Here is a 3,099-nt window from a genome sequence, read left to right as displayed (position 1 = left end):
TCAGATCAGAATGTACATGGGGGAGTTTAGTAATATCAAAAGATGAAGAATCACCCCCACATCCGGAGAGAATCGTTTTCTTTCTTCCTTTGATGTGGATCTTTTCTGTGATCAACACCCTGATACTCTGCTCCTGAATCTGCAGAGATTCGATGTTATCAACATTTTTGATTAACCCTTCCGTGTAAAGATAACCAAGTACAAAATCTTCCAGTTGGTTAGGGCTCGTCATAACGGTCAGGATCAAACGTCCATTTACCCAGAGTGAATACGGGAGTTCTCTCACAACTTCATGTTCTGATAAAGAAAATACTCCGTCTTTTTCTATCTGGCACGGAACATACAGTGATAATTTTTCAGATAATAAAGTCATAATAACCTTTACTTCGGGAATGTTGGGACACGAGTAGGTCATGCACTGATAGCAAAAATCTGAATCAATTTTTATTCAGAGAATACCTGATCTATAGTTATCACTTGTCCAATATAACTGCATTCACAATTGTGAATATTTATGTATGAGAAGATCCAACATATGAGTAGTCACTATGACGAGAAGGGATCGTTTTTGCCGTTACTGAGGCAGAAACATATGACGAGATAACAATCGAACATCTGCCTCCATCAGCCAAGCTGGTGTTTAAGGTGCTCGAGACGAGTGAAGGACTCACTCAGAAAGACATCATTGAAAAAACCAGGCTGCCCCCACGGACCGTGCGTTATGCAATCAGGCGCCTGAAGACTAATGCACTGCTCAAGGAGCGTCTCAGTTTTATGGACGCAAGACAGAGCTTTTACAGCATTGCAGATCTCGTCCGTCCGGTGATTATGGGTTAGGAACCTTTGAGGGATCCTGCAAATCCCAAATTCTTTTGTTTGTTGTACGTACGATCAAATCGGAACCATGTGATCCTACTATGTTCATCCGGGTTTGTTTTGACAAATATTCCCGGTATCACCGGGATAGTAAGGATCACCACCTGAACGTATACTATCTGACTTATGACACTCACGGATTACGATCTCAAACGATATCATCGACAGATCCTTATCAGAGGATTTGATGAAACAGGGCAACTAAGGTTAAAACAGGCAACTGTGTTTATCGCAGGAGCCGGAGGGCTTGGAACTCCTGTTGCAACGTACCTGGCAGTTGCCGGAATAGGGCATCTCGTTATTGCAGATATGGATGTGGTCGATCTCTCAAATTTAAATCGCCAGATTCTTCACTGGGATGAGAATGTGGACCAGTATAAGGTAAAAAGTGCTGAATGTAAATTATCTGCCATGAATCCTTCCATCAGGATAACTCCTCTTCAGGTCAAGATCGATGAGCATAATGTCTACGCTCTCACGAAAGGAGCAGATCTCATCATTGATGCGATGGATAACTATCCCACCCGGTATCTTCTCAATAAGGCTGCCATTGCACATAATATTCCATTCATTCATGCTTCAGTCTGGGGGTTAGAGGGAAGGATCACCACAATCATTCCCGGAAAAACTCCCTGTCTTGAGTGTATCGTTCCGGAAGCACCTCCACGTGAGGTCTTTCCAGTTCTCGGTGCTACTCCTGGTGTGATAGGTACATTGCAGGTTACTGAAGCGATTAAAATCCTGACCGGAATTGGAAGGCCGCTCATCAACCGGATGCTCATCTACGATGGTGAATATATGGAATTTCATGAAATAGCTATTGAGCCTGACCCCAAATGTCCGACATGTTCACAAAAAGCGCTCAATTAAACGAATATTGAGGTACATGATGAGTATAAAGGTGATTTTATTTGCAAACTATCGTGAGATAGTTGGATCTAAGGAAGTTGAGATCAATTCTCCACTTTCAACCGTACAGGAAGTTGTGAACGAGTTAACCGGGAAATTTCCCGCTCTCATTCCATTTCTGTATCATGAAGGAGAATTGAAACGTTATGTGAATATCCTGGTCAACGGAGTCACCATCAAAGATACCGGTGGTCTGATAACTCCTGTTTCTGATGGGAACGAGATCAAGGTCTTCCCACCGGTTTCAGGCGGGTAAGCGGATGTATTGGATCCGGGACAATTTTTGAATAGATTTCAAGGAAGAAGATGATACCAATAGTACAAATGTTCTATCAATATTAGCCGGATTATCATCTCTTTTATACTTCCGCGACAACATATATGATACTTCACGATTGTGAATATGACTTGTCAAATTATTATGAGGTAAGGATTGAACATGGAGAAGAGGACAGATCTGATCTTTGCCGCACTCTTCAAACTGGAAGAGGCCAGGCAGGTGATCCGGGACGGACTGCCCGGCAGCCTGAATCAGACAGAAGAAGAACATCTCAGGGAGAAGATCAAAGATCTGAAAACGATCATACAGGCATTTGAGACCAATACTGACGTTCAGCGTTCGGAGAAGATTGCCGGAACCATCGAAGTCAGGACACGCGAAGAAGAAAATATCAATATCCAGCCGATCCAGGCAGCAGGGAGACTGACCCTTGCAGCACGTCAGGCTCTTATTGCCTATGGTGACGGGTATTCCACGTGTGATGCCTGCCGTAAACCCTTCAGATTAGATAAGATCTCAAAACCACCTATCGCGGACTTCCATACCCAACTGGCTGAGTTCGTGAACATGGACCAGGCCAGGGTTGTTCCGGGTGCACGACGCGGGTTCCAGGCTGTTGCCCAGACCGTAGTGGAGAAAGGTGATTCAGTGATATTCTCTGCATTCGCACACTACACCGAATTTCTGGCAGTTGAGGGTGCAGGAGGAATCGTAAAGGAAGTCCCACTCAATAAGGATAATATCATTACTGCTGATGCAACCGCTGAAAAGATCGAACAGGTGAAACAGGAGACTGGAAAACTCCCGGCTCTTGTCATGATCGATCACTATGATTATCAGCTTGCAAACGAGCATGATGTCAAAGGGATCGCCAAAGTTGCATACAGTTATGATATCCCGTTCCTCTATAACGGGGCATATACAGTCGGTGTTATGCCGGTTAACGGGAAAGAGATCGGGGCTGACTTTATTGTTGGTTCCGGCCATAAGAGTATGGCTTCGCCAGCGCCTTCCGGGGTGCTGGCGACGACGAG

Annotated in this window: 5 protein-coding genes; 4 read left to right on the top strand and 1 reads right to left on the bottom strand. The window is 44.5% G+C overall.

Going from position 1 to position 3,099, the window contains the following annotated elements:
* Positions 1-373 (bottom strand): formate dehydrogenase accessory sulfurtransferase FdhD (locus tag LUQ50_RS08010; RefSeq protein WP_300038866.1); only part of this gene is annotated, 373 nt, incomplete at its 3' end.
* Between the two features lie 272 nt (positions 374-645).
* Here LUQ50_RS08010 and LUQ50_RS08005 point away from each other — a divergent pair.
* From LUQ50_RS08005 to LUQ50_RS07990, 4 genes are all read left to right on the top strand, one after another.
* Positions 646-837, top strand: a complete 192-nt coding sequence (locus LUQ50_RS08005; protein WP_300038863.1) for a helix-turn-helix domain-containing protein — start codon at positions 646-648, stop codon at positions 835-837.
* Positions 838-1,002: 165 nt separating this feature from the next.
* Positions 1,003-1,746 carry a HesA/MoeB/ThiF family protein gene (locus LUQ50_RS08000; protein WP_300038860.1) on the top strand — a complete coding sequence of 248 codons (744 nt, stop codon included), beginning with the start codon at positions 1,003-1,005 and terminating at the stop codon, positions 1,744-1,746.
* A 16-nt stretch (positions 1,747-1,762) separates the two neighbouring features.
* Complete coding sequence (locus tag LUQ50_RS07995; protein ID WP_300038858.1) at positions 1,763-2,041, top strand: ubiquitin-like small modifier protein 1; 279 nt, start codon at positions 1,763-1,765, stop codon at positions 2,039-2,041.
* Between the two features lie 183 nt (positions 2,042-2,224).
* The coding region (locus LUQ50_RS07990) for an aminotransferase class V-fold PLP-dependent enzyme (protein WP_300038855.1) at positions 2,225-3,099 on the top strand (875 nt) is incomplete at its 3' end.

The organism is Methanospirillum sp., from assembly GCF_028679455.1.
In the GTDB taxonomy this organism is placed as follows: domain Archaea; phylum Halobacteriota; class Methanomicrobia; order Methanomicrobiales; family Methanospirillaceae; genus Methanospirillum.
The sequence above is the reverse complement of the archived record's forward strand: the minus strand, read 5'-3'. Positions and strand labels throughout refer to the sequence as shown.

Bases quoted from the DNA above. Each gene is read 5' to 3' on its own strand.
- LUQ50_RS07995 (WP_300038858.1), top strand. From the start codon at position 1,763: ATGATGAGTATAAAGGTGATTTTATTTGCAAACTATCGTGAGATAGTT.
- LUQ50_RS08000 (WP_300038860.1), top strand. From the start codon at position 1,003: ATGACACTCACGGATTACGATCTCAAACGATATCATCGACAGATCCTT.